General features: G+C 68.3%; 4 protein-coding genes. 1 reads left to right on the forward strand and 3 read right to left on the reverse strand.

What is annotated here, in order from left to right:
* The 3 genes from ACFE99_RS24805 to ACFE99_RS24815 form a co-directional block, all read right to left on the reverse strand.
* Positions 1–367: NAD(P)-binding protein (locus ACFE99_RS24805; RefSeq protein WP_375489489.1), on the reverse strand; the 367-nt coding region annotated here is incomplete at its 3' end.
* Positions 360–1,097 carry a gluconate 2-dehydrogenase subunit 3 family protein gene (locus ACFE99_RS24810; RefSeq protein ID WP_375489491.1) on the reverse strand — a complete coding sequence of 246 codons (738 nt, stop codon included), beginning with the start codon at positions 1,095–1,097 and terminating at the stop codon, positions 360–362. The genes ACFE99_RS24810 and ACFE99_RS24805, both read right to left, overlap by 8 nt.
* An 11-nt stretch (positions 1,098–1,108) precedes the next feature.
* The gene (locus ACFE99_RS24815) at positions 1,109–1,588 is read right to left on the reverse strand and encodes a hypothetical protein (protein ID WP_375489493.1); all 480 of its coding nucleotides are present in this window, start codon (positions 1,586–1,588) and stop codon (positions 1,109–1,111) included.
* A 135-nt stretch (positions 1,589–1,723) separates the two neighbouring features.
* On the opposite strand from ACFE99_RS24815, the gene hemE reads away from it, so the two are divergent.
* On the forward strand, positions 1,724–2,562 hold an 839-nt coding region (gene hemE, locus ACFE99_RS24820; protein ID WP_375489495.1), incomplete at its 3' end, for a uroporphyrinogen decarboxylase.

Below are 2,562 nucleotides of genomic sequence, written 5' to 3' on the forward strand. Positions count from 1 at the left end.
CGCCCACCCCGCGCCCGGAGTTGTTCTTGCCCAGTTGCTGCGGGTCCGAGCCGCCGATGATCCGCTTCTGCGTCCAGTACAGCTTGTGCGACCCGGCTTCGTCGGAGACCCAGTCCTCGTCGGGATGCCAGAACGGTCCGGCCTCCAGGATCACTGTCCGCCAGCCGGCGCGGGCCAGCCGTTGCGCCAGCACCGAACCGCCCGCGCCGGCGCCGACGATGACCAAATCGACTTCTTCGTCGTCGTGGTAGCGGCGCATGGTGGCCTCACCGGGCAGATCACGCGAGTGCACGTCGAGCAGAAACCGCGAATCGTTGTCGGTCGGCGTCACCGCGCCTTTGAGCAGTCCGCGCCAGAAGTCACCCATCGAGCTTTTCCTCGTTGACGGTCTTGACCGGGTCTTCGTCGGTGGCGCCGGGTGTCTCGAACGGTTCGCGGATGCCGACTCCGCCGAGCCGCATGAATCCGCGGGGATAGGCCGGGCCGCCGAACCCGATTTCGTTCCATGCCCACGGGTGGCTGTAGAACGCCGACAGCGCCATTCGCATCACCACCGACCACGCACGGGTGACGTCCAACTTCCCCCAACTGCCGCCGTAGAGCTGCCCGTCGGCGAACCGCCCGACAACCGATTCGCGGGTTGCCAGGTCAGCGGCCGCAAACGAGTCGGCGCCGGCGTCGCGGGCTGCTTCGTCCAGACCACTCAGCACCAGCCGCCAGGTGTCGCGGTCGTCGGGCATGTCGGCGTACTGATACCCGTCCAGCTCGCCGTCGGCGAGGTTGGCGTCGACGAACTCGGCGACCGGGATGCGGGGGTCGCTCTCCTGGGCCAACACGGTGTCGCAGAACGCGCGCAGCGTCGGCTCTTGCGAGGAGTCGAAGAACCGCAGTGGGCCGGGCTCCTCGAGTCGGGACAGCACCACCCGTTTGGTGGCCTCGTCCCATGTGTCGACGGTGGAGAGCACGTCGAAGTCGGGGTATCGGCCGATCATCTGCGGCGTGACGCCGCGACGCTGCCGCGGCAACCACGACGGGTGAAGCGGCTTGCCGTCAGGGCGCAGGTGCGGCAGGTGGCGGCCGCTGGGGATGTCGCGCATCGGTGAGCCCCTTACTTCTCGCGGCGCAAGATCGCGGCCAGCAAGCCCATACCGCCGACGATGCTCATCAGCCCGGGCGCGGCGATGGGCGGCCCCATCGGCACGTTATAGCTGGCCAGCCGCCAGCCGCCAGGCCGCCGTGCCACCCCCCGCATATGCAGGTATTGGCCCATCAGCCCGTTGGCCGCGTACACCCCGGCGGTGATCGGCAGCCACCGCTTGGCCCAGCGCTTCGAGAACACTCCGCCTACCCCGGCAACAACCACCGGCGGGGTCACCACGATCGGACTCCACATCCATTTGTTGCCGAAGCTGGCTTTGTAGTGCTCAAGGTAGATTTCGGCCGTTGTGATCAACGCCGCGAACGCCGTCAGTCCCGACAACGACCGTTCGAAGCGGCCATGAGCGACGTTGCGCAATGCCCGATCGATGAAGTACTCGACTTCGCCGACCACATCTCCGGCAGTTCCTGATTTCTCCTTCAGCAACATCGACCGCTTCCTTTCCTGCCATCCAAGCGGAGACCCGCCGGCCGCCCGTATCGGCACATTCCCCAAAACGGCGGCGCGCACACTTCCCTGTCGGCGGGGGTGGGTCACCGCCGCGCCGTGGCAGCATTGAGCCCGATGACTATTCGTCGCGACCTTCCCGGGTCGCCGTATCTGGCCGCGGCCAGTGGCCGCAAACCGCACCGGGTCCCGGTGTGGTTCATGCGGCAGGCCGGCCGCTCGCTGCCGGAGTATCGGGCGCTGCGCGAGCAGCACAGCATGCTGGCGGCCTGCTTCGACGCCGAGCTGATCTGCGAGATCACCCTGCAACCGATCCGACGCCACGGCGTCGACGCCGCGATCCTGTTCTCCGACATCGTGGTGCCGCTGCGCGGCGCCGGCGTCGAGCTGGACATCGTCCCTGATGTCGGACCGGTGATCGCGGCGCCGGTGCGTACCGCTGCCGACGTCGCGGCTTTCAAACCCCTCGAGTCGCAAGCTGTTCAGCCGGTGGCCGAGGCGGTTTCGCTGCTGGTGGCCGCGCTCGGGGACGTCGCTTTGATCGGTTTCGCGGGGGCGCCGTTCACGCTGGCGTGCTACCTGGTGGAGGGCGGCCCGAGCCGGCACCATGCCCGCACCAAAGCGATGATGCTGGCCGATCCCGATACGTGGCATGCGCTGATGGGCAAGCTGGCCGATTTGACCATCGCGTTCCTGCGGGTCCAGCTCGACGCGGGAGTGGATGCGATTCAGGTGTTCGACTCCTGGGCGGGGACGCTATCGCTGGCGGACTACCGCCAACATGTTCTGCCGCACAGTGCGCGGGTGTTCGCCGCGCTGGCCGACTACGGCGTGCCGATGACGCACTTCGGGGTCGGCACCGCCGAGTTGCTGGGCGCGATGTCGGCCGCCGGTGCGACGGTGGTCGGCGTCGACTGGCGGACCTCGCTGACCGACGCCGCGGCGCGGGTCCAGCC

Origin of the sequence: uncultured Mycobacterium sp., assembly GCF_964249325.1 — a bacterium.
In the GTDB taxonomy this organism is placed as follows: Bacteria; Actinomycetota; Actinomycetes; order Mycobacteriales; family Mycobacteriaceae; genus Mycobacterium.